The following is a 24,471-nucleotide window of genomic DNA, read 5'->3' on the forward strand; positions in this document are numbered from 1 at the left end:
GCCGGAGTGAAGGCGGACGGCGACGGGCCGCCGGACTTCTACGAGCTGTGGGCCGCACAGTCACCGGAGCGGCAGGCGCAGCTCGCCGCGATCATCCAGGCGCACGGCTACCGGCTCGCGCAGATCGGCGCCTGGTCCGTGCTGGACACGTGGAACCCAGGCGCCGACGGCTGGTCGCCGGAAGTGATGGAGGCGTGGCTCGCCCGCGCGGCCGAGTCCCATGCCGAGCAGTACGAGCAGGCCGGGCACGCCGTGATCGTGGCGGCCGTCGCCGACGAGGGCGCCTGGCAGGACAACCTCCGTACCGGCATGGCCGCCTGGGTGTCCGCCTCGGCCACGCGGGCGGTCACGGCCGCCACCGAGGCCCGCAGCTTCGGCGGCCACGACGCGGCCGGAGCGTCCGGGCTGACCCGCAAGATCTGGCGGACCGGCGGCCGGAACCCGCGGCCGTCCCACAAAGCCCTCAACGGCGAGGCGGTCGGCCTGGACGACGTCTTCGGCAACGGACTGCGCTGGCCCGGCGACGGGCTCGGCGAGGCCAAAGAGACCGCGCACTGCAACTGCGAACTCGACTACGCGAGGGAGGGCTGACCGTGCCCCGTACCAAGGAATGCCCGGCCCGCGTCAAGGCGGCCGGGACCGCCGACGGCCTGGCCGAGGGGCAGTTCACCGCCCTCGTCAGCGTGTTCGGCAATGAGGACAGCGTCGGCGACGTCGTGATCGAGGGCGCCTTCACCGACACCCTCGCGGAGTGGGCGGCCAAGGGCGACCCGATCCCAGTGCTGTGGTCTCACTCCTGGGGCGACCCTTTCTCCCACATCGGCGTCGTGGTCACCGCGGAGGAGACCGCTGACGGCCTGCTCGTGACCGGGCAGATCGAGGACCTGGACACCAACCCGACGGCGGCCCAGGTGTACCGGCTGCTCAAGGGCCGGCGCGTTACGCAGTTCTCGTTCGCGTACGACGTCGTCGAGGGCGCCTGGGTCGAGCCCGAGGACTCCTGGGGCTACTACGAGCTGCGCAAGCTCAAGCTCTACGAGGTCGGCCCGTGCCTGGTGGGCGCCAATCAGGAGACCGAGTTGCTGGCCGCGAAGGCGGCCGACATCGCCCGCGGCCTGAAGGAAGGCCGCGTCCTGGCGGCCAAGCACTACGAGCGGCTTCAGGAGGCGCACGCCGCGATCGGCGATGTCCTGGCCGCCGCCGAGCCGCAGAAGACCACCGTGCCCAAGGGCTCGGATTCCGCGCAGACGACCGGCCAGCCGCCGGCCGGGGAGCCCGCCCGCACCGCTCCGGTGCCCGCGAAGGCGCCCGGCCTGTCGCCCGCCCAGGTGCGTGCGCAAGCACTCATCCGGAAGCACACGACGACAGGAGAGCGTCATGGCGACGCTGCGTGAGAAGCACAAGAAGGCCCTCGACCGGCTCGCCGAGATCGGCAACGCGGCCAAGGCCGATGGCCGGGACTTCACCACCGAGGAGCTGGCCGAGGTCGACCAGCTCTCGGCCGAGGCCGACGACCTCGACAAGCAGATCAAGGCCGCCGACACCGCACAGGCGAACATCGCCCGGCTGACGGCCGGACAGCCCGCCGGCGGCAAGGGCGACCAGCGCCCGGCCCCGGTCCTGGAGGGCGTGACCGACGTGCAGGAGCAGGTCGACGCCGCCACCTTCGGCGACGCCTACATCAAGTCCGAGGCGTACACCACGTGGCGCAAGCGGGCCGGGTCCGGCTTCGGCAACGGCACCCCGATCGCGATCGACGAGGTCAAGGCGGGCAACCTGCGCGCGTTCGTGCGCGGCTTCAAGGACGCCCGCCGCGGAACCAAGGCCGACCCGGCGCCGCTCCAGACCGGCCTCGGGCACGTCCAGAACGTGCGGCTGCCCACCGTCGACCTGACCACGCCGCCGCCGCTGGCGCTGCTGGACCTGATCGACACCTCGGGCAGCATCGGCGGCCCGAGCTTCGAGTACCTCCAGATCACCGCCGTCACCCGCGGCGCGGCGATCGTGCCCGACGAGATCCTGCCGGCCGACAGCACCGTCAAGCCGCTGTCCGGGCTGTCGACGAACCTGGCCACCGCGAAGGTCTACACCTACGCCGACGGCTACACCGTCACCAACCAGATGCTCGCCGACGCCCCCGGCATGGCCACCTACCTCAACGGGCAGCTCGGCTACAACATCAACGCCGTCATCGAGGAGATGATCCTCAACGGCACCGGCACCTCGGGGCAGCCGTACGGCATCACGCACACCACGGGTGTGCAGGCGCAGGCGTTCGACACCAACATGGTGACCACGCTCCGCAAGGCCATCACGAAGCTCACGAAGATCGGCGCCCCGATCACCGCGGTGGCCCTGTCGCCCGAGGACGACGAGGCGTTCGATCTGCTCCAGGACGCCGACGGCCGGTACATGGGCCAGGGCCCCTGGTCGTCCGGGCCGGGCACCGTGTGGGGCCGACCGCGCGTGGTGTCCCAGGCGATCGACCCCGGCACCGCGATCCTCGGCAACTGGCGCACCGTCAGCCTGATGGACCGCGAGGGCCTTTCCGTCCTGGCCTTCAACCAGCACGCCGACTACGCCCGCCGCAACCTGGTGTACGTGCGCGGCGAGCTGCGTGCCGCCCAGGCCATCTGGAAGCCCGCCGAGCTGTGCATCGCCGACCTCGCGGCCTGATCGGAGGACACCATGCCCGAGCACAAGATGCTGATCATCGGCGGCGTCCGGGTGCGCCCGGAGGACGCCGACCGCTACCGCGCGCAGGTGCCCGCACCCGGCCCCGTCCGCGCGAGCACGCCCGCGCCCGCGCCTGCGGGGCCGCTCGACCCGTCCGCCGCCAAGGCCGAGGACGTGCTGACGTACCTCGGCACGGTCGGTGCCGCCGAGGCGCTGCGGGTCCTGGACGCCGAGGCCGCGGGCAAGGCCCGGTCGGGAATCCTCGGCAAGCGCGACGTGCTGCTCGCCGCGGCGGCCGAGCGCGACGCCGCCGAGGACGGGGGCGGCGGTGCCGCTGCCTGATGGGCTGCTCGCCGACCCGGCCCGCCTCGCGGTCTGGCTGCCCGTCGGCCCGGACGACCCGAAACTGCTGGAGGCCCTGCGCGCGGCGAGCAGTCGCTTCGCCGGGGCCGTCCGGCACCCGGTCCGCCTGGTCACCAACGCCGAGGTGACGCTGTACGGGGACTGCACCGACCGGCTGCTGCTTCCCGTGGCACCGGTCGTACGGGTCGTGTCCGTCACGGTCGACGGCACCGCGCTCGCGGCCGGCACCCAGTACAAGGTGCGCCGCGACGCCGGGGTCCTGCGGCGGATCGGCGACGTGTGGCCGGACTGGGCGGAGATCGTCGTCGTCCTCGACCACGGGTACGACCCGATCCCCGACGACGTCCAAGAGGTCGTCATCGACCAGGCGCGCACCATTTTCCGCGTGCAGCCCGGAGTGCAGACGATCCAGGCCGGGGGCGAGGCCATCACGTACGGCGCGACCGCGGCCGTCGGTGTCACCTCCCAGTGGACCGCCGCCGTCGAGAAGTACCGGCTCAACCGAGGCGACTCACCCTGACCCGGAAGGACACACCCCATGCCCAGATACGTCAAGCTCACCAAGGGGACGCAGGCCAACCCCAATCAGGCGGTCGGCGACGAGATCGTGGTCGCCGACCCCGGCAACGTCCTGATGACCGGCACCAAGCCCGCCATCAACAACCAGGCGACCGCCTTCGCGGACCTCGCGGCCGTCACTGCGGCGTACAACGCGCTGCTCGCCGGGCTCCGCACCCGCGGCGTCATCGGCGGCACGTGAGGTGTTCGACCAGTCTGTGACCCGCGTCCGTGCGGGCACCAAGACCGACCGCGCAGGGAACACCGTCCCGGACTGGTCCGACGGCGCTGTCACACGCCTGGTGATCGGCGACGTGTCGGTGCAGCCGACCGTCCAGGACGAGGCCGCCGACGCGACCCGCACTGCGGTGGTCACCGGCTGGCACGTGCTGTCCGCGCCCGGCACCAGCCCCGATGTCCGGTCGTCGGACCGCGTCGAGTTCGGCGGCCTGATGTGCGAGGTGATCGGTGAGGTCGCCGCCTGGCCCGACCCGCTCGACGGCGGCACGCACCACGTGGAGTGGAGCATGCGGCGCACGACCGGATAGGAGGTGACTGCGTGAGCGGTGTCGACTTCCGGCTCGACTACGCCGGCGTCCGTCAGATCCTGCGCGGGGCCGAGGTGCGGCAGATGGTCGACGGCGTCGCCGACGAGATCGCTACGCACGTGCGCGGACGCCTGCCTGCGGGCGTGCCCGTGCAGGTGCGCGCCTACACCACCGACCGCGGCGCCGCCACCGTCGTCATCGCCGACGTGCGCGGCATGGCGTACCAGGCGCGGGACGGCGTGCTGACCCGTGCGGCGGGCGCGGCCGGGGTGGAGGTGAGGGCGTGGCGGTAACCCGACTGGTGGTGTTCGGCGACGCGCAGGCCGCCGCGGTCATCGTGCTGCGGGAGGCGCTGGCCGGGCGGTCGGAGGACTGTACGGACGGCGTCACCGTCGGCAGCCTCGTGCCGGGCGACCGCAGCCCGGAGACCCCGCACCTGCCCTACGTCCTGGTCCGGAAGGACACCGACAGCCCGCACCCGTCTATGGGCACCTCGGTGGTGACGATCCGAGTGACGGTCTGGCACGAGGACGCCGACGCCGCGCACGACCTCGCGCAGCTCTGCCAGGCCCTGCTGGTCGTCCACAACGGGCCGGTGATCCGCAGCGTCCGCCCCGGCACCGGGCCGATCCCGGCGGTCGACGCCACGCCCGAGAAGACGGACCTGAGCACCCTGACCGTGCTCGCGAACATCCGCCCGCGCGCCATCTGACCGCGCCGCACAGCACCAGCAACCGACATCGAGGGAGGACGCCGTGGGCGACCCGACGAAGACCAATCTGTGGACCAACGCGGACGTATACGTATCGCCGCTGGGCACCGCCAACCCCGCCACCGTGACCGCCCCGTGGCCCGTCGGCTGGGGTCAGACCGGCCTGCTAGCCGGCGACGACGGCATGCCCGAGTCCCGAGACGAGGACGTCTCGGACATGTACGCCTGGGGCGGCATCCTGGTGAGGACGTCGCGTAAGAACTTCAAGTTGACCAAAAAGTTCAGCGCCTTGGAGGACAACGTCACCACCAGGGCGCTGATCTGGCCCGGCTCGACCGAGACGCAGATCGTGGTGCCGCGGCCGAGCCCGGTGAAGATCGGGTTCGAAACGCGTGACCCGTCGACGGGGAAGATCGAGCGCCTGATCACCCGGAACTACGGGCTCATCACGCTCGACGGCGACCGGGACATCAACGAGACCGACCTGACGAAGGCGGTCCTGGCGGCCGTGATCTACCCCGACGCCAACGGCGTGCTCTTCGACAGGCAGGCCGCGCCGACGCTGACCGCGCTCGCGGTCGCCCCCGGCACCCTGGCCCTGTCGGTCGGGGCCGCGAAGAAGCTCGTCGCGACCGCAACCTACTCGGACTCCTCGACGTCGGACGTGACCGGCCTGGCGTCCTGGTCCTCCTCGGCCCCGGCCAAGGCGACCGTCGAATACGGGTACGTGACCGCCGTCGCCGCGGGAACCTCCAACGTGACCGCGACCTACGGCGGCATCACGTCGTCGGCGTCCGCCGTCACCGTCTCCTGAGCCGCCGGGGCGCGCCCCGTGGCGCGGTGGCCGCGCCCCGGCACCAACCTGACCGCGCCGAAGGAGACCGCGCCATGCTGTCCTTCCCCGATGCCGAGATCCACGCCGAGGCGTTGCGCCTCGGCCTGATCAGCGACGGTGACGAACTGCCCCGCCACCTGCGCTCGCAGGCCGTCGCCTCCCTCGCCGCCGAAGAGCCCGTCGACACCGGGCCCGACGACGAGCCGCCCGTCCCTGTGCCGGGCGGTGACCTGATCATCGCCGGGGACAGGGTTCTGCTCGACGGCCAGCCGTTCTCACTCCCCGTGACCACCGAGCCGGTCGAGATCACCGCCCGGCACGGCGGCCCGACGACAGTGCGGCTGACCGTCGTCGTCGGCGCCTGCCACGTCCTCGCCACCGACACCTGAGCCATTGCAAGGAGAACCGCGCCATGACCACTCCGCCGCCTTCCACCTTCCAGGCCGTGTCCGCACCGTTGCCGCCGCAGGCCGAGCAGCCGCCCCCGGCGACGGTCGCCGCGGTGGCGTCCGCTGCGCTGGAGGCCGAGGCCAACCCGCCCGCCCTGGGCGAGGACTTCGCGGTCGTCGCCGTCCCGTACGGCGGCCAGACGTACACCGTGCCCGCTTCCGCCGAGGACTGGCCGCTGGAAGTGCTGGAGTCCATCGACGACGACAAGATCGTGATCGCGCTGCGGGTGCTGCTCGGCCCCAAGCAGTGGAAGCGCTTCAAGTCCACCAAGCCCCGCACCCGCGCCCTGGGCGAGCTGTTCGAGGCCGTCGGCAAGGCCGCGGGCTTCGAGGGCGTGGGGGAATCCGGGGCCTCCGGCGGCTGATCCGGGATCACCCGGACGCGCTGGAGGCCGACCTGTCGGCCTTTCACCACCTGGACGTGCGGGACTACTGGCGACGAGACCGAGGTGGGCGGCGGCTGCTGACGCTGCGGCAGATCGCCGTCCGCGTCCGTCACCTGCCGCCCGCATCGGCCGTCGCCCGAGCGCTCGGAGGATCGGGTTGGAGCACCACCGACTACCTGCTGTCCGATGTCTTTCACGCGCACGCGGGCACCGCGCACCCGGCCCGGCCCACGCCGGACGCCGAGCACGCCGAGACTCCCGACAGGCGGCGCGCCCGTACGGCCGCGCTCGCCCGCAAACGGCAGCGCGAGCAGGACATCGCAGCGGGCCGCATCACCTGACAGCAGACGGCTAGTCGCGAAGGGGGGTGGGCCCTCGTGACAGCGAACGTCGGCTACGCCAGCCTCCAGATCATCCCTAGCGTGCGCGGCATCGCGGAGGAGATCCGCCGCCAGCTCGCCCCCGCCGCGGGCGCGGGCGAGCACGCGGGCGGCGAGGCCGGGCGCGGCTTCGGCGCGGGTTTCCGGCACCTGCTCGAAGCCGCCGGGGTGATGACCGCCGTCGAGAAGATCACCGAGGGCGTGTCCGAGGCGTTCAGCTCCGCAATCGAGCAGTCTGGGATGCCCGGCAAGCTCAAGGCCCAGCTCGGCACGACCGCCCCGGTCGCCGCGCAGTACGGCAAGATCGCGGGCGGTCTCTACGCCGGGGCGATCACTGACAGCGTCGAGACCGCCGCGGAGAACGTCCGCCTGGTCGCCGGTGCCGGGCTGCTGCCGCCCGGCGCGACACAGGCCCAGATCAAATCGATCACCACTCAGTTCAGCGACTTTACCTCGACGTTCGAGCAGGACTCCGGGCTGACCGCACAGGCCGTCAGCGCCATGATCAAAAACGGTCTGGCCAAGGACGGCACCGAGGCCATCGACCTGCTCACACGTGGGTTCCAGAAGTTCGGTCCGCAGGCCGATGACTTGGTCGAGACGTTCCAGGAGTACCCGGTCCAGCTGCGGAAGCTGGGGCTTTCCGGGCAGACCGCGCTCGGTCTGATCAGCCAGGGCCTCAAGGGCGGCGCCCGCGACACCGACATCATCACCGACGCCCTGAAGGAATTCTCCATCCGGGCGATCGACGGCAGTACGTCGTCGGCCGAGGGGTACAAGCTGCTCGGGCTGTCCGCGACGAAGACGACCGCGCAGATCGCCAAGGGCGGCACGAACGCCAGCAAGGGCCTTCAGACCGTCCTCGACCGGCTCCGGGCCATGAAGGACCCGGTCAAACAGGCCGCCGCCGCGACCGCCCTGTTCGGCACGCAGTCCGAGGACGCCGGGCGAGCACTGCTGGCCCTGGACCCCTCCAAGGCCACCAAGGGTTTCGACGACTTCCGGGGCGCGGCCAACCAGATGGGCACCGACCTGCGCGACAACGCCGGCGCCCGGCTCACCGCCTTCACCCGCAGCCTGAAGCAGGGGCTCGTCCAGGTGATCGGCGGGCAGGTGCTGCCGCGGCTGTTCGCGCTCGGCACGACGGTCAGCACCAAGGTCGGGCCGCCGCTCACCCGGCTCGGCGGCGTCCTGTCACGCAACGTCGGCCCGGCCATGGACCGCACCGGGCACTTCATCACCGGCACGCTCGTGCCGGGCCTGGTTGCCTCGGCCGGGTGGGTGCACCGCAATGCGACCGCTCTGGGGATCGCGGGCGGTGTCATCACCGCGGTGATGCTGCCCGTCCTGGTCACGCTGGCCGTGTCCTACGCCACGGCCGCCGCCGCGGCGGTCGCTTCCGGGGCCGCGCAGGTCGCGTCGTGGGTCAGCACCGGCACTACTGCGGTCGGCGTGGCCGCCCTGGAGGTCGCCGCGTCGTATCGCACGGTCGGCGGGTGGATCGCCTCCGGCGCCGCCGCCCTGGCCGGCGGGGCACGGGTCGTTGCCGGGTGGGTGCTCAGTGCCGCGGCCGCGGCCGCGGGTGCCGCCGGCACGGCCATCGCGGTCGCCGGGGTCGTGGCGGGCTGGGTGATCATGGGCGTGCAGTCCCTGTTCCGGGCGGCGCAGATGGCCGCGGCCTGGCTGATCGCCCTCGGCCCGATCGGCTGGGTCACGATCGCCGTCGTCGCGATCGTCGCCCTGATCATCGCCAACTGGTCCAAGGTGTCGTCCTGGACAGTGAAGATCTGGCACGACATCACCGCCTGGGTGACCGGCGCCGTCTCGGCCGTGATCGGGTTCGTACGGTCCAACTGGCCGCTGCTGTTGGGCATCCTGACCGGCCCGATCGGGCTCGCGGTCTACGCGATCGTCCACTACTGGTCCCAGATCTCCGGGGCCTTCAGCGCGGCGTACCGGGGCACGGTCAACACGGGCCGCGCGCTCGTCACCTGGGTGACCGGGCTGCCCGGCCGGATCGCTTCCGGGCTCGCGAGTCTGGGCGCCCGCGTCTACTCCGCGGCCGTCAGCGGCTTCGGGCGGCTGAAGTCCGGGGCGTCGGCGAAGGCTGCCGAACTGCTGGCCTACGTCAGCGGGCTGCCGGGGCAGATCAAGTCCCGGCTGGGCTCCTTGGGCGGCCTGCTGACGAGCGAGGGCCGGAACATCATCACCGGCTTGTGGTCGGGCATCTCCTCGATGGGCGGCTGGCTCGCCTCGAAGGTCTCCGGCCTGGTCAAGTCCTCGATCCCTGGCCCGATCCGCAAGGTGCTCGACATGCACTCCCCGTCCAAGGTGACGGAGGCGCTGGGCCGCTTCGCAGGCATGGGCCTGGTGCAGGGCCTGACGGGCACCTCGGCACAGGTCGCCGCGGCGGCCAAGAAGATCGCCGACCTGGTACGGCAGGGCATCGAGGCGGCGAACGCGCAGATCGCCAAGGACCGCAAGGCCCTGCCGGACGCGAGTAAGAAGCAGGCGCGGGCGCTGCGCCAGGACATCGCCTCGCAGACCCGAATCGCCCAGGCCGGGACGGCGCTCGCGAAGATCGTGGCCAAGGACAACGCGAAGCTGGCATCTCTGGCGAAGCAGCGCGACGGCGTCGCCGCGAAGCTGAAGTCGGCGCAGGACAAGCTCTCGGGTCTCCAGAAGGACTGGACGGATCTGAGGGACCAGATCGCGTCCGGCATCACCTCGGCTGCCTCGATCACGCGGGAGATGCCGGACGGCACCGAGGTCACCGCGGCCACGATCCTCGCCCGCCTCAAGGGCGACGTGGCGGCTGCGCGGGCCTTCGCCGCGCAGCTCGCCACGCTGCGGAAGCGCGGCCTGTCCGCGGACCTGATCAACGAGATCGGGGCGGCCGGGGTCGAGGGCGGGGGCGCCACGGCCGCGGCCCTCGCGCGGGCTTCCGACTCCGACCTGCGGGCCATCGCCACCCAGCAGAAGGCCCTCACCCAGGCCGCGACCGCAGCCGGGACCGCGGTGGCCGACGCGATGTACAAGGCGGGTATCCAGGCCGCACAGGGCCTGGTGGCCGGGCTCAAGGGCCAGCAGGCCGCGATCGAGCGGCAGATGCTCGCCATCGCCAAGAGCATGCAGACCGCGATCCGGAAGGCGCTCGGCATCAGGTCGCCGTCAACGGTGATGGCACGGCTGATGTCGTACGTCGGGCAGGGCGCGGTCGTGGGCCTGGACCGCGAGCGGGGCCGGGTGGACGCGGCGATGCGGCGACTGGTCGCCGTACCGCCCGCCCCCCAGCTCGGTGTTGCGGGCGCGCGCGGGACCGCGGGCGCGGGCGCGCGGGTCCAGAACGTGACGATCAACGCTGCCGACCGGTCCTTCGCCGAGCAGTCCGCGGACCTGCTGCGGCACATGACGCTCGTCGGATAAGGGGGGCGGCATGGCGACTGCGCTGGCGGGGGTCCGCGTCGACCTCGGCGGGATCTCTTTCAACCGGGTGGACGACGACGGCACGTGGTGGACGCTGGACGACGTCGACGGGTGGGACGGCACCGACGTGCGCGCCCAGCTCGACGACCGCGAGGGCGACCACGGATCGTGGGCGGGACCGGGCTACTTGAGCGCGCGGGTGCTCACGCTGACCGGCTCGATCGGCGCCTCCAGCCCGGCCGCGCTGGAAGACGCCCGCGACCGGCTCCTCGCCGCAGCCTCGTTGACCGATACGACACTGACCGTGTGGGAGACGGTCCCCCGCCAGGTGACAGTCCGCCGGTCGGGCAAGCCTCTGATCAAGCGGCAGGGCCCGTACGACGCCGACGTCTCCTTGCTGCTGACGGCGGCCGACCCGCGCCGCTATTCCGTCGACCTCCAGTCCGGCACCACACCTCTGGCCTCGACGACCGGCGGCCTCACTTTCCCGCTGGCCTTCCCGCTGGCCTTCAACGCGGTCACGGTCGCCGGGCAGGTCGACGCCGCCAACGCCGGGACGTTCGGCACCAAACCGGTGCTCGTCGTCGACGGGCCGGTGAGCGCGCCGTCCGTCCTGGCACAGATGCCCGACGGCACTGTGCTGCCGATGGTCTACTCCCAGGACCTCGCCGCCGGAGACCGCCTGGTCATCGACGTCGCGGCCAAGAGCGTGCTGCTCAACGGCAACGTCAGCCGCCGGCGGTTCCTTGCGGTGCCGCTGGGCTGGCCCGTCATTCCGCCGGAGGCGCTGGTGTCTTTCCGCTTCACGGCCGCCGCCTACGACCCCGCCGCGCGGCTGACTGTCCGCTGGCGGTCCGCCTGGATCTGAAAGGGGGCCGCCGTGGCCACCAACTCTGTCTCCCCGCTGTACGTCGACCAGCTCACCTACGCCGCGGCCCAGGTCCGGCGGGGGCACCTGATGCACACGATGGCCGCAGGCGGCGCGCTGACCGGCCGGTCCGGGGTGCGGCCCGGTGACACCGGCCTGACCGTCACCCTCGCCGGATCGACCATCAACGTGTCCGCCGGGGTGGCCGCGGTCTACCAGTCGACCCGCGGCGTGTATCTGGCGGGCATGCCCAGCGCCACCGCGACGGCCGCGTCACTGACCGCCGCCCACGCGACGCTGGCCAGGATCGACCTGGTCTATCTGCGGGTGTACGACGACGCGGTGGACAGCTCCGGGCTGTACGGGGGCGAGCCGGTGTACCTCGCGGGCACCCCCGGTGCGGGTGTCGCTCCTGCCCCGGCCGGTACGCAGATCTGGATGCCGTTGGCGACGATCACCGTGCCGCCGGTCGGCGGCGGCGCCGCCTCCGTGTCCACGACAGCCCGCCCGTACACCGTCGCACCGGGCGGCATTCTGCCCGCCGTGACAGCACCCGCGAGCCCCTACGTGGGGCAGGCGTGGCACGACGGCACCGACCTGAAGGTCTGGTCCGGCACCGCCTGGGACGTCTACCAGAAGGTGATCAGCGTCGGGTGGACGGACCTCACGCCCGCGAGCGGATTCACCAGCCCGCAGGGAACGTTGCAGAAAGCGCAGGCGCGGCTCCGGACGGTCGACGGCACGCCAAGAGTTGAACTGCGAGGGAGCTTTTCGTGCACCACCGACGTCGTCGGTCAGGTGAACTTCTGCACGGTGCCTGCCGGGATGGCGCCGACCACAGCGCTGCGCACCGTCACCGTGACCCGCAACTTCACCGCCGCGAGCAGCGGAGCGACGCGCATCGAGATCGCCAAGACCACCGGGATCATGTCGGTTTTCGGGGCGACCTCCCCGGCCCAGACGTCGTGGTTCTGCATGGACGGCCAGTCGTATGACCTCTGACCTGACCAGGGCCGACCTCGTCGGGGATACCGGCACCGGCCCGGATCAGCAGCCCTACACCCTCGCCTGGTACGGGTGTGATCTGCGGACCGGCGGGATCATCGAGGAACTGCCGCTGAAGGCAACCCAGGCGCTGTCCCGCAAGCTCGGCACCAGCACGTCGTGCACGGCGGATCTGCCGCTGGCCGGGGCGCCCGCCGGGTGGGCCGAGGCCACGACACCGGGCCTGTGCATGGCCGTGCCGGTCGACACCGTCACTGACACCCCGCTGTGGCCCGGCTTCATCCTGAACCGGACCGGCGGCAGCTCCGGCACCGCCCAGCTCGCCATGGCCACCCCGGAGGCGTACCTCGACCGCCGGTACACCGGGGACATCTCCCTCACCCGGCAGGACCAGGCCGCCGTGATGACGGCCCTGATGAGCAACGCCCTGACCGACGGGCCGTGCTTCGTGATGGACGCCCCGCCGACCGGTGTCCTGATGGACTACACCGCAGCCGACAGCGACGACCGCACGGTGCTGTCGGGCATGCAGGAGGTCATGGGGCAGGCAGGCGGACCCGAATGGACGGTCGACGTCGCCTGGAACAACACGCACACCGGGTTCGTGCTCCCGGTCCGCGTCCGCCCGACGATCGGCACCATCACCGACCAGCCCGAGGCGACGCTCGACTTCCCCGGCTCGATCGCCGACTACAGCATCATCGAGTCCTACGAGGCCGGGAAGGGCGCCACGGTGGTGATCGCCCGCGGCGAGGGCGAGGGCGCCAGCCGCGCCACCTCAGCGGTCTACGCCGCCGCCGACCAGATCGCCGCAGGCTGGCCGCGGTGGGTCCACCGCTACACCCCCGCCTCCGGCATCACCGATCCCGCCGTCCTCAACGCGCACGCCGCCGCCGCACTCGCAGCGATGAAAACCGGCAGCCAGGTCTGGACGGCCAAGGCCAGCGCCTCCCGCTCCCCGCGCCTGGGCCGTGACATCAGCCTGGGCGACAGCGTGCGCCTGGTCGTCGAGCAGTCCCCGTACCACCCGAAGGGTGCGAGCACGGTAGCCCGCTGCTGGTCGTGGGAACTGGACCCCGCCGCGGACACTCTCACCCCGATCCTCGTAGAGGAGGACTGAATGGCCGCCGTGACGCCCGCCGAACAGCTCCCGCCCGACCTCGCCACCCTCGCCCGCAAGGTGCAGGCCCTGGAACGGGACGTCCGCGAACTGCGCGCCGCGAAACGCCTGGAGTCAGCCAGCATCGGTGCGGGCGGACTTCGGATCGTCAACGGCGGAAGGCTGGCGATGGACCGCCCCGACGGCACGCGGATGCTCGACATCGGCGCGATGGCCAACCCGATCTACAACCGGCCGGACGGCAGCCAGCAGCAGGCGGCTTTCCTGCGCCGCGACGACGGCACGACCGCCCTGAGCGTGTACGCCTACCCCCAAGGGTCCGGTGACCGCCAGTTCCTGGCGGTCCGCGATGCGTCCGGGCATATCGTCTTCGCCGACGACGCGACCACGGGCGTCGGCCTGGGCCGCCCGTACCTGCCGGTCCACATGGGCCCCGCGATCGGCGCCGGGTGGGACTACTGGCCGCGCACCACCTCGGGCACCCTCACCGATTTCTGGGTGACGCAGATCTACAAACAGCAGCCCAGGCTCGTGGTCGTCGTGGTCGCCGCGACCGACTCCTCCGGCACCACCGGGCAGGTGCAGCTCACCCTCGGCGGGACCGCCGCCGGCGCCGCCCAGAACGTCACGACGGCCGCGAACTTCTACACCTTCGGGCCGGTCGACCTCGGCGCCTACGACCACATGCAGCAGGTGCCCATCAGCGTCGCCGGGCGCCGCACGGCCGGCACCGGGGCGCTCCGGTGCGGTTTCTACAGCGCGTACACGATGCAGAGCTGAGGACGAATGAGCACGCCGCCGCCTGATCTGATCTGGCCGGACGGGCCGCTGATGCCGGTCCCGCCGTCCGACCCGCACGACCCGCCGCCGGAATCCCCGCCCGCACCGCCCGCGCCGGACCCGGGCGCCCCGCCGGAGGACCCCGGCACCTGACCACCACCCCTTGAGCCCTCGCCGACCGGCGGGGGCTCCGTCATGCCCTGGGAGGGCGAATGGCCGTACCACTGACCGCTGATCAGATGCTGGCCGCTCTGCGCGCGGAGGGCGTGCGCGTGGTGGAGCATCCGGGCTGGCGCACGCATGACCGGGCCGGGCACGGGGCGTGGGGCCCGGTGCACGGCTTGATCATCCACCACACGGGCGGCACCGCGCCGTCGGACGGGGAGATCGTCTGGGCGGGACGGGCGGATCTGCCGGGCCCGTGCGGGCACGCCTACCTCGCCAAGGGCGGCACGCTCACCCTGACCTCGGCGGGGCGCGCGAATCACGCCGGAGGCGGCGACGGGAACGTACTCCAGGCCGTCATCGACGAGTCGTACGGCGACCGGCCCCCTGCCCCGTACCAGCACGAAGGCAGCGCGGGCGCGGTCGACGGCAACGCCCGCTTCTACGGCCTGGAGTGCTCCAACCTCGGGACCGGCGCGGACCCGTGGCCGGACGTCCAGTACGACCAGGCCATCCGGTGGGCGACCGCGATCTGCCGCGCCCACGGCTGGTCCGCGAAGTCCGTGATCGGCCACAAGGAATGGAGCGACTGGAAGCCCGACCCGACCTTCGACATGCCCGGCTTCCGGGCCGCTGTCGCCACCCGGCTCGCCCACCCGGCGAGCTGGAATCCCACCACCCCGGAGGACAACGAGATGACCTTCAGCGCCACCGACGCACGCACGAACTGGGCCTTCAAGGGGTCGACCGACAAGGTCGACATGCGGCAGTACCTCGTCAGCACATACGAGACCGTGCAGCGGCTCGTGGCGACCGAGACCGCGCAGACCGCCGCGATCAGCGCCCTGGCCAAGGCCCTCAGCGACGCCCACCCCGGCGTCGACACCGCCCAGGTCCTGGCCGCCGTCCAGAAGGCCATCGCCGACGCCGTCATCCACGTCGACGTCACCGTCGGCGACACCACCACCAAGGAGAGCTGATGAGCGACATCAACCTGCCCCCGCTCGGCACCATCGAGAAGAACGCGAAGACCTTCGCCCGCGACCTCACCGAGCGCGTCCTGTCGTCCGCGCTCGGCGGGTTCGTCGGCGGCCTGGTCGTCACCCAGCCGCTGAACGGCTCCATGTGGTACACCGCCGCGACGGCGGGCGCCGCAGCCGGAGTGTCCGTCGTGAAGGGCCTGATCGCCCTGCTCGTCGGCGACCGGTCCAGCGCGAGCCTGGCCAAGGGGGTGTGATGCGGGCCGCGGTGGCCCGGCGGGTGCGCCGCGACCGCCGCGGCCTGTACCTCGCCATCGCCGGGGCCGGGTGGGTGCTGTACGGCGTGCAGGTCGCGGCTGATCCGCGGCCGGGGACGGTACGCGGCGCGGCCGTCCTGGCCGAGCTGGCGCCGCTGCGCGTCTGGGGCTGGGTGTGGATCTGCTGCGGGGCTGTCGCCCTGCTCGCCTCCGTGAGCACGCGCCCGGCCGTGCGCACGGTGGGCTTCACGATGGCCGAGTTCCCCCCGCTGCTCTGGGCGCTGGGGTTCGCCGCGGCGTGGCTGGGCGGGCAGTATCCGCAGGCGTGGGCGGGGGCGGCCACGTGGGCGTCCGCCGCGCTGCGGCTGATGGTCGTGGCGGGCTGGCCGGACCGTACGCCAGTGGCGGGAGGGGAGGGGACGGGTGGATAGCGGTACTGGCTGGACGGCCGTGATTGTGGCGCTGCTGGCCTTGCTCGGGACCGCGTACACCGCGCACCAGTCCCGCGCGGCTGGCCGCGAGACCGCGCGTCGGGATGATTTCCAGCTCCTGTACGACAGGCAGGACAGGGAGCGGGAGCGGCGGGAGGAGGAGGTCACGCAGATGCGCACCGAGATGCGGGGGATGCAGCGCTCACAGCGCCTGATCGCCTCGTACGTACGGGACTTGCGGGAGGCGATCCGGAGACTGGGCGGGGAACCTCCGCCGCCGCCAGCGGGACTGGACCTGTCTCCGTGGGACGAACTCGACTGACTGACTGCGCCCCCGCTCTCCTTCGGGAGGGCGGGGGCCCTTTTTCGTGCGCAGACCTCGAGGTCGGTGTCACTGTGACGAGAACTCCCCGTGTTGTCGTACCCCGCCCGTAGGCTGTTGAGATCCCATCCTTCGCTGACTGCGCGACTGAGGCCCCTGCTGGTTGAGCAGCAGGGGCCTCAGTCGCCCAGGTCGATGGCGAACTCGACCACGGTGGCGTCGCCGCGGCGCACGATCGGGTGGGCAACCTCGACGATCCGGCCGTCGTCGGCGACGTGGCGCCTGGTGAAGCGGAGGACCGGCACGGCCGCGCCGAGCTGGAGGGTTGTGGCCTCTTCTTCCGTGGGCATGCCGGTGGTGAAGGACTCCAGAATGCGGGTGACGCGGATGCCGAGCGTGGCGAGCTGGGCGCGGGTGCCGCCGGGCCACGGCTCGTTGATCGGGTCGGAGACGGGTGTGCCCGCGACGTCGGACCAGCGGACGTAGCTGGTGGACATCTGCGTCGGGGCGTCGTTGTCGTAGAACACGAAGTGCCGGGCGAGCAGCGGCTCGCCGACCTCGCACTCGAAGAGCGAGGCCAAGTTGGCGCCGGCGCGGACCTTCTCGAACCGCTTGTCGAGCCGGTACTCCGACCAGCCGATGCCCTGGTCTCGGGTGAAGGCGGTCGACGGCTTCTCAGGGGTGGTGCGGTAGCGGTCGGCAGCGAGGCGGTGCACGGGCGGCCGGTTGCGGACAGTCGTGCCCGCGCGGGTGCGCGTCTCGATCAGGCCCTCGGAGCGCAGGACCGCGAGCGCGTTGCGGATCGTCGTCTCCGACACGCCGTAGACGTCGCCGAGTTCGGGCAGGGTGGGGAGCTTGTCGCCGGGCCCGTAGGTGCCGCCGCTGATCTGCTCGCGGATCTCGGCCGCGATACGGAGGTACTCGGGTCGCTCGGCGGTCACGTGCACCACCCTCCGGGGTGATCGTTTCTTTTCTGTACACACATATTGCTGGCTCGCCTTGACCTATGCCAACTCGCGCGTGATTCTGAGTACAGAACGCAGCTTTCCGTACTCAGAACGCTAGCGACGTTGGGATAAATCCATGCCTGAAACAGGCCAGAGCTGGCAGCGCGCCTTCCTCGCCGAAGCGGCGCAGGCTCGCGTCGCGCGGAGGTGGATTAGCGCCCGCACATCGCACCCCGACGCTCACCAGATCGCCGGTGAGTTGTTCATCGCGGTCCTGGCCACGCGCCCCGGAAAGGTCTTGATGACGTTGTCGACGGCCGGAGCACGGGCGCGGATCACCGCCTCCGGCGACCGACCCCTGCCGCTCCACAGCCTCCACGGACCAGGCCGGTCGATCATCCGCGGCCTCGCTGAGCATCACGGCACCGCGCCCGACGACTGCGGCCTGTGGGCCGAACTCCCCTGGGAGAAACCATGAGCACAACGACCGTCCCGATCTCCGTCGACTGCGTCGCCGCCCTGGAACTGGACTGGCCCGAGGTCCACAAGCGGTGCCGCGGTAATGGGGCCCTGTACCTGCCCGGCACCCCCGACGGCTGCGCGCCGGTCTTGCCGCAGGTTCCGTGCGGCTGCGCCTGCCACAAGCCCGCCGAACCCGCGTCATGACGAGCTGCGAGTGGTGCGGCGAGGACGTGCCGGAAGAGACGACCGTTCTGGTCTCGGTCGCCACGGTGAGCAGCGGCGGCCGGACAGCGCGCGCGTGCTTGGCGTGCGCACACAGATTCAGGATCACGCCGGTTGGTGAGCCCCCCGTGCTGGCCGCCCGAAGGACTGACCGTGGGTGACCTGCTGGAGGCGTACTTCGCACATGTCGAGGAGTGCGGGTGGTGTCATCTGCGCCTCACCAACTGCCCGCGTGGCAAGGAGTTGTGGGCGTTGTACATCTCCACGCGCAGTCTCCCGTGCCCGGTCATCGGCGAGAACCCCCGGTCTAGCTGACCAGACCGCCGCCAGCGTTCCCTACTTCACTTCGGAGCACATCAATGTCGACCCACCCCGAAATCCGGCACGGTTCGTGCGCTACCTGCGGTGCTCTGATCGCGTGGACCGCTCAGGTCGATGACGAGACCGGCATGGAGATGGTGGCCGAGGTGGTCTATTGCCGCAACGGGCACCCGAACTGACCACCGTTTGAGCTGGGTTATCGGCGCTCCGGCAAGAGCATCGCCGACGACCCGAGGGGAGCACGGTCCTTAGCGGCCGTGCTCCTCTGCGTGCTGACCCCGCACAGGGCGCGGCACGCGGCTTGACGGGGACGCCTGGGGACCGGTGTCGGCGGCCATCTCCATGTGCTCCATGGCCTGCTGGTAGCCCGCGAGGTGGGCGTCGGCGACCTGGTCCTGGCTGAGCTGCCCCGCTCGCCGTGTCGCCACAACGATCCACGGCGGCAGGGAGGTCAGGGCGACCACCACACCGATTCGGGTGACCGTGGGGCTGTTCACCGACGGATGGAAGCCAGCGACGCCGACCGCCAAGCCGGCGCCGAACAGGCCGAGGGCCAGTCCTTCGAGAATTCGGGTTTGCAAAGGTCCTCCAGTGTCTTGCCGGAAACGGCTATGCCGTCGCTGCGGAGGTGGGGGGGGTTGCACGCCACCAGCACCGTCGAGCGGCCTGTGTGCGTGGCGTTGGGGCCTGAGCGGGCCGCCCGTGGGGGACGGCAGCCGCGCGGGTCAGGGGCCGCGCCGTGCGATCGTTCCGCTAGCAGCTGGCGCAGCACAGCGGACAGAAGCGGCGGGCGCGCCGCTCAGCGCTCGGGTAACTCGTCGCGTGTCGGCATCAAACACCCCCGGAACTCGAACACAGAATCGAATTGTGTTCGGCGTGACACTGATTGAACGCCCTGTGTGATCGTTTGTCCACCGTGAAGCACTCAGATTCACCCAAGCGGGCGATAGCACGGTGGACACGCTGAGGCTCGATGAGACCTCGACGCAGCGACAGCGACCGGGCGAGAGCCTGATTCTCGTGCGAGCGCCGTGCGAGCGCCGCCCTCAAAGCCCCCCCAAAATACCAACAGCCCTGGCCAGCTACCTCGCTGACCAGGGCCATCTACGGTAGGCCCTGTGGGACTTGAACCCACAACCAATGGATTAAAAGTCCACTGCTCTGCCAATTGAGCTAAGGGCCCGCTCCCCGCAGCATAGCTGGGACCTGCGGGGGAGGCCGAACCGGTTAGGGCCTGTCCGGCGGATCATGGGCGGTCCAGGCGGCGCCTGGCGCCGGACAGGCCCTAGGGCTGGGGGGTGTCCGTGGGGCGGCGGAGGAACCAGTGGCGGGCGGAGACGAGCCACCAGGTGGTGGCGAAGCCGAGGACGACGAGGACGGCGATGGGGGCGTAGTTGAAGGTCTTCCAGGTGATGGGAGAGAGCTGGGGGAGCATGAAGAGGACGGTGATGAGGGCGACCCAGGCGACGGCGACGACGCCGATGGGGCGGGACCAGCGGCCGAGGTGCCAGGGGCCGGGCTCGAAGGCGGGGCCTTTGCGGAGGCGGAGCAGGGTGGGGATGACGTAGGCGATGTAGAGGCCGATGACGGCGATCGAGGTGACGGCGGCGTAGGCGGTGGCGTTGATGAGGTACGGCAGGCCGAGGCAGAGCGCGCCGGCCGCGGCGAGCCAGACGGCGGCGACGGGGGTACGGGTGCGCGGGCTGACGGTGCGCCAGACGCGCGAGTAGGGCAGCGCGCCGTCGCGTGAAAAGGCGTAGATCATACGGCTGTTGGCGGTCACGGACGCCATGCCGCAGAAGAGCTGGGCGCCGATGACGACGAGCAGCAGGAGTTTGCCGCTGGTCGCGCCGAGCGCGTCGAGCAGGATCTGCGCGGGCGGCGCGCCGGTCGGTGAGCCCAACTCGGCGTCGTACGACTGGATCGCGAAGGTGAAGCCGAGCAGCAGAACGAAGCCCGCGATCCAGGACGTCCAGATGGAACGGACGATGCCGCGTGGACCGGCGGTGGCGGCGTCGTGCGTCTCCTCGGTCATGTGCGCGGAGGCGTCGTACCCGGTGAAGGTGTACTGCGCCATCAGCAGGCCGATCAGCACCACGTAAATGCCGCTGCCGAAGCCGGTGTTGTTCACGTAGTGCGTGAACACGAAGCTCGCCGAGCGGTGGTGGTCGGGCACGAAGGCGAGCGCGCCGACGATCAGGCCGACGCCGAGCACGTGCCACCAGACGCTGACGTTGTTCAGGACGGCGACGATCCGTACGCCGAAGGTGTTGAGCAGGCCGTGCAGGAGCAGGATCGCGGCGTAGAGCAGGATCGTCCGGCCGGGGCTGACGCGGAAGTCGAACTGGAGGTTCAGATACGCGCCCAGGAACGACGCCGCGCCGAAGTCGATGCCCGCGGTGACGGCGACCTGGCCGAGGACGTTGAACCAGCCGGTGAACCACGCCCACGCGGCGGCGCTGCGCTCCGGGGCCAGCCGGTGCGCCCAGAAGTACAGGCCCGCGGACGTCGGGTACGCCGAACAGATCTCGGCCATCGCCAGCCCGACGACCAGCGTCATCAGGCCGACCCCGACCCAGCCCCAGGTGATCAGGGCCGGACCGCCGGTGTTCATCCCGAACAGGTACAGCGTCAGACAGCCGGACAGCACCGAGATGATCGTGAACGAGACCGCGTAGTTCGAGAACGCCGACATCCGGCGCGCCAGATTCTGCGTGTAGCCGAGCTGCGCGAGCCGCTCCTCGTCCGACACGGACGAGGAGACGGGAGAGGAAACGGGAGAGGTAACGGGCGAGGAGACGGGAGAGGTGACGGACGAGGAGACGGGAGCGGAATCCGGGGGTACGGAAGAGGCGGAGACAGGGACGTCCTCAGGTGTCATGCCCCAGGCTTCCCGCACCCAGGGCATGACATGCACACGTCGTCTAGTACAGGGCCTTCACCATGCTCCTCGGCCCCCCGAGGCTCTTCCTCGGCGCGAACGTCCCCTTGCCGCTGCCGTCGTAGCGGTACAGAACGCCGGAGGCGTCGGCGGCGAGGACATCGTTGCGGCCGTCCTGGGAGAGGTCGCCGATGCCGATGATGTCCTTGTAGATCTGCCAGCCGGCGCCGATCCGCACGCGCGGCGCGAAGGTGCCGCGGCCGGAGCCGTCGTAGCGCCACAGCACGCCCGCGGTGTCCCGGGCGAGAAGGTCCGCCACGCCGTCGCCGTTGAGGTCGTTGGCTCCGACGATCTTGTTGAAGATGTTCCAGCCGGGACCGATCCTGACCCGCGGGGCGAAGGTCCCGCGTGACGTGCCGTCGTACCGCCACAGCACGCCCTCGGCGTCCCGGGCCACCGCGTCGGGGAAGCCGTCCCGGTTCAGGTCGCCCGGCGAGACGATCGCGTTGTAGATGTTCCAGCCGGGACCGATCAGGACGGACGGACCCGAGATGTCGGGAAGGGTCCCGTCCGACCGGCCCGGGAGGCGGCGCAGTTCACCGGAGGTGGTACGGATCAGCAGGTCGTTGATCCCGTCTCCGTCGGCGTCACCGGTCGGGACGAGCAGCGAGCCCTTGCCCCAGCCCGCGATGCGCAGCGGGTACGGCGTGAAGTCGCCCTTCTCCGTGCCCCGGAAGACGGTGTCGAGGTCCGCTGCGACGCCTGTCAGGAAGAGGTCGGGGAAGCCGTCCTTGGTGTAGTCGTGCGGCACGGGCGCGCCGTGCTGGGCGAACTGCGTTCCCCCGTCGAAGGCCAGGCCGGGGCCCTGACCGTCGGCGGGCCTCGCGGTCACCTCGCTGCGGTACAGCCCGTCGGGCACGGGGACGCCGGCGTCGGTCCGCTCGTCCCAGTTCGCCGCGAGGTAGTACTCCCGTACCGCCCCGAAGCTGCGGGTGGCGACCCGCGCGCCGGTCACCTTCCGTATGTAGTCGACCTTCCACGAGCCGACCGGCCTGCTCGGGTACCACGCTCCCCCCGCCCCGACGTTCTCCAGCGGAGAGCCGGGCACCCCGGTCCCGAGGACGTGGAAAGTGCCCGCGTCGTCCGCCCAGGCCACGCCGCCGCCGAACCGGTCGACCGTCCAGTGCCAGCCGCGGTCGTCGGCGAGCGAGGCCGCCGGAAGGTCGGCGATCGTCCGGTCGGGGCCGGCGGCCGTACCGCCGTGGAAGTCGTTCAGCACCAGGTGGTCGCCGATGTGGCGCACCAGGTAGCCGTCGCCCAGCAGCGCGGTGCCGCTCGGGAGCGCGACGTTCTTGTTGGCGGTCAGGTCGTACGCACCCGCCGGGCCGGTCGGGCCGCAGGACCAGTACAGCCAGCGTCCGGCGCTCTGCAACTCCGTCGGAACGCAAGGGGCGTTGGTCACGACGGTCCGCTTCGGGCCGTGTCCGAACTCGCGGATCACATCGGCGGTCAGCACGCCCTTGGCGGCAGTGGGCCGCCAGAGGATGTCGCCGCGCACAGTGGCGGCGGAAAGCGGCTGGTCGACCGGTGTGTGGTTCGAGCTGTTGTTGTCGAAGACGTAGAGCCGCGCGGGAGTGCCGCTGGCGTACGCGACGTAAGGGCCCCAGGCGTCGACCAGTCGGCCGCCCTTGCCGGGGGTCGTACGCGGGCCGATCTTGTCGTAGCCGCCGTCCGTGACGGGACCGGTGGAGAGATAGCTGAGTTGCTGACTGCCGCCGAAGAGCCGGACGCAGGACGAGCCGGGCTCGCAGGGGACGGCGGTTGCGGCGACGGCGCCCTTCGGGACCGCCGGGCCGGTGGGCAGGCCATCGGCGAGGCCGAGTTCCTGGCTGTAGAGATTCCGGCCGAGCGAGCCGTCGTAGCGGGCGGCGGCCGTGGCGTACCGCACCACACCGCGGTCCATCGTCATGCCGTCGACCCGTACCGCGGCGGGGCTCATGGGCAGGACGGGAACGCCCGTGCCGATCGGCCCACCGTCCGCCGCGAGCACCCGTACCGCCCAGTCGGCGGCGTCCGCGCCGCCCTCGACGAGCGCGCGCCCGTCGCCGGTGGCGAGCAGGCGGCCGGTGGAGCGCGGCAGTACGGTCACCGGCGCGCCGCCTGCAAGCGGTACGGCCACGACCGGAACGCCCCACGGCGTGAGGGTGTCGGTCGGCGTCGCGGTCGCGGTCGGGGCGTCGGAGACCAGGGCGGAGTCGCCGACCAGGCTCACGGACCGCCGCGTCGACTGCGCCTGGGCGGGAAGCGTGGCGGTCGTCCGCGGGCCGCCGAGGTCGTCCCGGCCGACGGACCGGATGGTGGAACCGTAGTACCAGGCAAGCCTGTTGGGCGTGAGCAGGAGCATGGGGTGGGCGGTGCCGGTCTGAGCGTCGCCGAGGGCGTGGAAGGCGGCGGCGGCCAGATCGACGTAGCCGATGTGGAGCGCGCCCGACGGCATGCGGTAGGTGAGCACCGCGCCCCGGTCGTCGCCGCCGTCCACGCTGAAGACGTTGACATCGTCCGGCAGGGCCACCGCGGTGTCGGTCGTGGCGTCCCCCGCTCGCTCGCCCGCGCGCAGGATGTGCAGTCGCCAGGTCCCCGCCGTACGGTCGCCCGAATCGGTGAGTGCGGCGCTGCCCGCCATCGCCCGGAAATTCTGCCCGGCCGGGATGGCGATCTCCGATGTGCCGCCGTCGGCCATGTCCCGCAGCAGCAGGCGCTTGCCGCCGTTCGCCGTGTTCAGTGTGGTCAGGATGTCGCTGCCCATGGACACGCGGCTCGCGGTGACCCAGTCGTTGGCCACCGGCGGCACCTCGGTGGACGAGCCGTCCGCGTAGCGCGTCCAGAACTCGTGCTCACCGTCCTGGGACTTGCGCAGCACGCCCGACGCGCCCGCGAAGACGGTCCGGGCGTCGGGGGACCACGGCACCGCCGCCTGGAACGACGTCGGAGCGCCGCCCGCGGGTACGTCGGCCGCCGCCGCGGTGGTCACCGTCCCGGTCCCCGCCCCGAACGACACGGCCAGAGCGAAAGTGGCGAGCGCGGCGAGAGCACCGTGCGCGCGGGGGCGTTGTGCCACCCGTTCCTCCTGAGGTCATCAAGAACACGGCATGGCGGGACCCCGGCCTGTCCGGCCGCGTCAGCGCACTGCGGTGAAGCCCCCCAGCCCCCCGGCTGTACCCCCCATGCAAGTGACCGCACTCTAACACTCGCCCTACCTGCGCAAACAGGCCCGGGGGGGGGGGGGGGGGGAGAAGGGGGGGGGGGGGGGGGTGGGGGGGGGGGGGGGGGGGGGGAAGGGGGGGGAAAGGAAGCCCGCGGGTGGGGGGGTTGGTTGT

30 protein-coding genes and 1 tRNA gene are annotated in these 24,471 nt (G+C 71.6%); 26 read left to right on the forward strand and 5 right to left on the reverse strand.

The genetic code is table 11. From position 1 onward, the window contains the following. The first annotated feature begins 6 nt into the window (after positions 1-6). The 23 genes from ACZ37P_RS06445 (at position 7) to ACZ37P_RS06555 (ending at position 16,261) form a co-directional block, all read left to right on the forward strand. A complete protein-coding gene (locus ACZ37P_RS06445) occupies positions 7-591 on the forward strand; it encodes a hypothetical protein (RefSeq protein ID WP_467345152.1) in 585 nt (194 codons plus the stop codon). A gap of 2 nt (positions 592-593) precedes the next feature. Next, the gene (locus ACZ37P_RS06450) at positions 594-1,394 is read left to right on the forward strand and encodes an HK97 family phage prohead protease (protein WP_467345153.1); all 801 of its coding nucleotides are present in this window, start codon (positions 594-596) and stop codon (positions 1,392-1,394) included. Then, positions 1,378-2,676 carry a phage major capsid protein gene (locus ACZ37P_RS06455; protein ID WP_467345154.1) on the forward strand — a complete coding sequence of 433 codons (1,299 nt, stop codon included), beginning with the start codon at positions 1,378-1,380 and terminating at the stop codon, positions 2,674-2,676. The genes ACZ37P_RS06450 and ACZ37P_RS06455 overlap by 17 nt, the downstream gene beginning before the upstream one ends. 12 nt (positions 2,677-2,688) lie before the next feature. Continuing rightward, positions 2,689-3,018, forward strand: coding sequence for a hypothetical protein (locus ACZ37P_RS06460; protein WP_467345155.1), 330 nt, complete (start codon positions 2,689-2,691; stop codon positions 3,016-3,018). Further along, a complete protein-coding gene (locus tag ACZ37P_RS06465; RefSeq protein ID WP_467345157.1) occupies positions 3,005-3,559 on the forward strand; it encodes a mobile element protein in 555 nt (184 codons plus the stop codon). Before ACZ37P_RS06460 ends, ACZ37P_RS06465 begins: the two co-directional genes overlap by 14 nt. 18 nt (positions 3,560-3,577) lie before the next feature. After that, entirely contained in the window at positions 3,578-3,799 is a 222-nt protein-coding gene (locus ACZ37P_RS06470) for a hypothetical protein (protein ID WP_467345159.1), read from the forward strand. A 16-nt stretch (positions 3,800-3,815) separates the two neighbouring features. Beyond that, the gene (locus ACZ37P_RS06475; protein ID WP_467345160.1) at positions 3,816-4,145 is read left to right on the forward strand and encodes a hypothetical protein; all 330 of its coding nucleotides are present in this window, start codon (positions 3,816-3,818) and stop codon (positions 4,143-4,145) included. A gap of 11 nt (positions 4,146-4,156) precedes the next feature. Continuing rightward, complete coding sequence (locus tag ACZ37P_RS06480; protein WP_401850749.1) at positions 4,157-4,438, forward strand: hypothetical protein; 282 nt, start codon at positions 4,157-4,159, stop codon at positions 4,436-4,438. Continuing rightward, on the forward strand, positions 4,429-4,857 hold the full coding sequence (locus tag ACZ37P_RS06485) for a hypothetical protein (protein WP_467345162.1): 429 nt from the start codon (positions 4,429-4,431) through the stop codon (positions 4,855-4,857). Before ACZ37P_RS06480 ends, ACZ37P_RS06485 begins: the two co-directional genes overlap by 10 nt. Positions 4,858-4,900: 43 nt before the next feature. Continuing rightward, complete coding sequence (locus ACZ37P_RS06490; RefSeq protein ID WP_401850754.1) at positions 4,901-5,671, forward strand: phage tail tube protein; 771 nt, start codon at positions 4,901-4,903, stop codon at positions 5,669-5,671. Positions 5,672-5,745: 74 nt separating this feature from the next. Then, positions 5,746-6,081 (forward strand): hypothetical protein, encoded by a 336-nt coding sequence (locus tag ACZ37P_RS06495; protein WP_401850757.1) that lies wholly within the window; start codon positions 5,746-5,748, stop codon positions 6,079-6,081. Between the two features lie 23 nt (positions 6,082-6,104). Further along, entirely contained in the window at positions 6,105-6,506 is a 402-nt protein-coding gene (locus ACZ37P_RS06500) for a hypothetical protein (RefSeq protein ID WP_401850759.1), read from the forward strand. Between the two features lie 56 nt (positions 6,507-6,562). Beyond that, a complete protein-coding gene (locus ACZ37P_RS06505) occupies positions 6,563-6,868 on the forward strand; it encodes a hypothetical protein (protein WP_467345163.1) in 306 nt (101 codons plus the stop codon). Between the two features lie 36 nt (positions 6,869-6,904). Beyond that, positions 6,905-10,333 carry a phage tail tape measure protein gene (locus tag ACZ37P_RS06510; protein WP_467345165.1) on the forward strand — a complete coding sequence of 1,143 codons (3,429 nt, stop codon included), beginning with the start codon at positions 6,905-6,907 and terminating at the stop codon, positions 10,331-10,333. Positions 10,334-10,343: 10 nt separating this feature from the next. After that, positions 10,344-11,201 (forward strand): phage tail family protein, encoded by an 858-nt coding sequence (locus ACZ37P_RS06515; protein WP_467345166.1) that lies wholly within the window; start codon positions 10,344-10,346, stop codon positions 11,199-11,201. 12 nt (positions 11,202-11,213) lie between these two features. Further along, entirely contained in the window at positions 11,214-12,203 is a 990-nt protein-coding gene (locus ACZ37P_RS06520) for a hypothetical protein (protein ID WP_467345168.1), read from the forward strand. After that, positions 12,193-13,326, forward strand: a complete 1,134-nt coding sequence (locus tag ACZ37P_RS06525; RefSeq protein WP_467345169.1) for a hypothetical protein — start codon at positions 12,193-12,195, stop codon at positions 13,324-13,326. The genes ACZ37P_RS06520 and ACZ37P_RS06525 overlap by 11 nt, the downstream gene beginning before the upstream one ends. After that, a complete protein-coding gene (locus ACZ37P_RS06530) occupies positions 13,327-14,106 on the forward strand; it encodes a hypothetical protein (RefSeq protein ID WP_467345170.1) in 780 nt (259 codons plus the stop codon). Between the two features lie 6 nt (positions 14,107-14,112). Next, positions 14,113-14,259, forward strand: a complete 147-nt coding sequence (locus ACZ37P_RS06535) for a hypothetical protein (RefSeq protein WP_467345172.1) — start codon at positions 14,113-14,115, stop codon at positions 14,257-14,259. A 59-nt stretch (positions 14,260-14,318) separates the two neighbouring features. After that, positions 14,319-15,251, forward strand: a complete 933-nt coding sequence (locus ACZ37P_RS06540) for an N-acetylmuramoyl-L-alanine amidase (protein WP_467345174.1) — start codon at positions 14,319-14,321, stop codon at positions 15,249-15,251. Next, positions 15,251-15,508: a hypothetical protein gene (locus tag ACZ37P_RS06545; RefSeq protein ID WP_401715281.1), complete on the forward strand. Its 258-nt coding sequence runs from the start codon at positions 15,251-15,253 to the stop codon at positions 15,506-15,508. The genes ACZ37P_RS06540 and ACZ37P_RS06545 overlap by 1 nt, the downstream gene beginning before the upstream one ends. Continuing rightward, positions 15,508-15,939, forward strand: a complete 432-nt coding sequence (locus tag ACZ37P_RS06550; protein WP_401715279.1) for a hypothetical protein — start codon at positions 15,508-15,510, stop codon at positions 15,937-15,939. Before ACZ37P_RS06545 ends, ACZ37P_RS06550 begins: the two co-directional genes overlap by 1 nt. Then, positions 15,932-16,261, forward strand: a complete 330-nt coding sequence (locus ACZ37P_RS06555; RefSeq protein ID WP_401715277.1) for a hypothetical protein — start codon at positions 15,932-15,934, stop codon at positions 16,259-16,261. Before ACZ37P_RS06550 ends, ACZ37P_RS06555 begins: the two co-directional genes overlap by 8 nt. A 179-nt stretch (positions 16,262-16,440) precedes the next feature. On the opposite strand, the gene ACZ37P_RS06560 is transcribed toward ACZ37P_RS06555, so the two are convergent. Then, the gene (locus tag ACZ37P_RS06560; protein ID WP_401850784.1) at positions 16,441-17,202 is read right to left on the reverse strand and encodes a GntR family transcriptional regulator; all 762 of its coding nucleotides are present in this window, start codon (positions 17,200-17,202) and stop codon (positions 16,441-16,443) included. 142 nt (positions 17,203-17,344) lie between these two features. Here ACZ37P_RS06560 and ACZ37P_RS06565 point away from each other — a divergent pair, with 142 nt between their 5' ends. The 3 genes from ACZ37P_RS06565 to ACZ37P_RS06575 all read left to right on the forward strand — a co-directional run bounded on the left by ACZ37P_RS06565 (position 17,345) and on the right by ACZ37P_RS06575 (position 18,392). Next, positions 17,345-17,686: a hypothetical protein gene (locus ACZ37P_RS06565; RefSeq protein WP_467345177.1), complete on the forward strand. Its 342-nt coding sequence runs from the start codon at positions 17,345-17,347 to the stop codon at positions 17,684-17,686. Beyond that, positions 17,683-17,874 (forward strand): hypothetical protein, encoded by a 192-nt coding sequence (locus ACZ37P_RS06570; protein WP_467345178.1) that lies wholly within the window; start codon positions 17,683-17,685, stop codon positions 17,872-17,874. The genes ACZ37P_RS06565 and ACZ37P_RS06570 overlap by 4 nt, the downstream gene beginning before the upstream one ends. Before the next feature lie 377 nt (positions 17,875-18,251). Continuing rightward, positions 18,252-18,392, forward strand: coding sequence for a hypothetical protein (locus ACZ37P_RS06575; RefSeq protein WP_401850792.1), 141 nt, complete (start codon positions 18,252-18,254; stop codon positions 18,390-18,392). 69 nt (positions 18,393-18,461) lie between these two features. Here ACZ37P_RS06575 and ACZ37P_RS06580 read toward each other — a convergent pair whose 3' ends face one another. The 4 genes from ACZ37P_RS06580 to ACZ37P_RS06595 form a co-directional block, all read right to left on the reverse strand. After that, complete coding sequence (locus tag ACZ37P_RS06580) at positions 18,462-18,794, reverse strand: hypothetical protein (RefSeq protein WP_467345180.1); 333 nt, start codon at positions 18,792-18,794, stop codon at positions 18,462-18,464. A 529-nt stretch (positions 18,795-19,323) separates the two neighbouring features. Continuing rightward, a tRNA-Lys gene (locus tag ACZ37P_RS06585) sits at positions 19,324-19,396 on the reverse strand. A 102-nt stretch (positions 19,397-19,498) separates the two neighbouring features. Next, positions 19,499-20,908 carry an amino acid permease gene (locus ACZ37P_RS06590; protein ID WP_355336431.1) on the reverse strand — a complete coding sequence of 470 codons (1,410 nt, stop codon included), beginning with the start codon at positions 20,906-20,908 and terminating at the stop codon, positions 19,499-19,501. Between the two features lie 229 nt (positions 20,909-21,137). Beyond that, complete coding sequence (locus ACZ37P_RS06595; RefSeq protein WP_467345182.1) at positions 21,138-24,212, reverse strand: FG-GAP-like repeat-containing protein; 3,075 nt, start codon at positions 24,210-24,212, stop codon at positions 21,138-21,140. Positions 24,213-24,471 lie beyond the last annotated feature (259 nt).

The sequence above is a fragment of the Streptomyces sp. NPDC024632 genome (assembly GCF_055559175.1).

Excerpts from the sequence above, each read along its gene's own strand:
- ACZ37P_RS06455 (WP_467345154.1), top strand. The coding sequence starts at position 1,378 with ATGGCGACGCTGCGTGAGAAGCACAAGAAGGCCCTCGACCGGCTCGCC.
- ACZ37P_RS06590 (WP_355336431.1), bottom strand. The coding sequence starts at position 20,908 with ATGTCGGCGTTCTCGAACTACGCGGTCTCGTTCACGATCATCTCGGTG.
- ACZ37P_RS06570 (WP_467345178.1), top strand. The coding sequence starts at position 17,683 with ATGAGCACAACGACCGTCCCGATCTCCGTCGACTGCGTCGCCGCCCTG.
- ACZ37P_RS06500 (WP_401850759.1), top strand. The coding sequence starts at position 6,105 with ATGACCACTCCGCCGCCTTCCACCTTCCAGGCCGTGTCCGCACCGTTG.
- ACZ37P_RS06535 (WP_467345172.1), top strand. The coding sequence starts at position 14,113 with ATGAGCACGCCGCCGCCTGATCTGATCTGGCCGGACGGGCCGCTGATG.
- ACZ37P_RS06525 (WP_467345169.1), top strand. The coding sequence starts at position 12,193 with ATGACCTCTGACCTGACCAGGGCCGACCTCGTCGGGGATACCGGCACC.
- ACZ37P_RS06565 (WP_467345177.1), top strand. The coding sequence starts at position 17,345 with ATGCCTGAAACAGGCCAGAGCTGGCAGCGCGCCTTCCTCGCCGAAGCG.
- ACZ37P_RS06545 (WP_401715281.1), top strand. The coding sequence starts at position 15,251 with ATGAGCGACATCAACCTGCCCCCGCTCGGCACCATCGAGAAGAACGCG.
- ACZ37P_RS06530 (WP_467345170.1), top strand. The coding sequence starts at position 13,327 with ATGGCCGCCGTGACGCCCGCCGAACAGCTCCCGCCCGACCTCGCCACC.
- ACZ37P_RS06550 (WP_401715279.1), top strand. The coding sequence starts at position 15,508 with ATGCGGGCCGCGGTGGCCCGGCGGGTGCGCCGCGACCGCCGCGGCCTG.
- ACZ37P_RS06470 (WP_467345159.1), top strand. The coding sequence starts at position 3,578 with ATGCCCAGATACGTCAAGCTCACCAAGGGGACGCAGGCCAACCCCAAT.
- ACZ37P_RS06495 (WP_401850757.1), top strand. The coding sequence starts at position 5,746 with ATGCTGTCCTTCCCCGATGCCGAGATCCACGCCGAGGCGTTGCGCCTC.
- ACZ37P_RS06540 (WP_467345174.1), top strand. The coding sequence starts at position 14,319 with ATGGCCGTACCACTGACCGCTGATCAGATGCTGGCCGCTCTGCGCGCG.
- ACZ37P_RS06575 (WP_401850792.1), top strand. The coding sequence starts at position 18,252 with ATGTCGACCCACCCCGAAATCCGGCACGGTTCGTGCGCTACCTGCGGT.
- ACZ37P_RS06515 (WP_467345166.1), top strand. The coding sequence starts at position 10,344 with ATGGCGACTGCGCTGGCGGGGGTCCGCGTCGACCTCGGCGGGATCTCT.
- ACZ37P_RS06460 (WP_467345155.1), top strand. The coding sequence starts at position 2,689 with ATGCCCGAGCACAAGATGCTGATCATCGGCGGCGTCCGGGTGCGCCCG.